The 514-nt window shown below is 69.4% G+C and carries 2 protein-coding genes; one reads left to right on the forward strand and one right to left on the reverse strand.

Annotation, left to right across the window (positions count from 1 at the left end; translation table 11 throughout):
- The coding region (locus AC1DRF_RS32070) for a hypothetical protein (RefSeq protein ID WP_477742837.1) at positions 1 to 202 on the forward strand (202 nt) is incomplete at its 5' end.
- Positions 203 to 219: 17 nt separating this feature from the next.
- Here the strand turns inward: AC1DRF_RS32070 and AC1DRF_RS32075 are convergent.
- On the reverse strand, positions 220 to 514 hold a 295-nt coding region (locus AC1DRF_RS32075), incomplete at its 5' end, for a helix-turn-helix transcriptional regulator (protein WP_477742838.1).

Here is a 514-nt window from a genome sequence, read left to right on the forward strand (position 1 = left end):
CATCCTGGCGATGACGACGTTGGTCGCGCTGCGCATCGCCGTGGGAGTGTGGGTGGCGTGGCGGCACGCGACGAGCGGCRCCGTGGATGCGCTCACCGACTGGATCCAGGGCGGCGCATGGAGCGGCGTGGCCGGGGTGTTCCTGGGCTATGCGCTGGCCTACACGTGGGGATTGCGGGCGCGGCTGTCGCAAGCGAAATAGCGAACCGAACTCGGCAATCAGCGCCGCGCAAGACCCTCGGGCACCAGCATCGTCGGCGCCAGGCCAAACACGCGCCGGCACGTGCGCGTCAGGTGCGCTGCATCCGCGAACCCGGCTTCGTGCGCAGCCTCCGTCCACGAACGCCCCTGAAACGCAGCCTGCACCGCCCGATCCACGCGTGCCCACAACAACCATGCCCGCAACGACGTCCCGGTCTGCTGCACGAACAAATGCCGGAACCGGCCCGGCGACAAATGCACCGCACCCGCCACATCCTCCAGGCGGATCTGCGACCCCAAGCGCGCACGCATC

The organism is Priestia sp. P5_B4 (assembly GCF_056400385.1).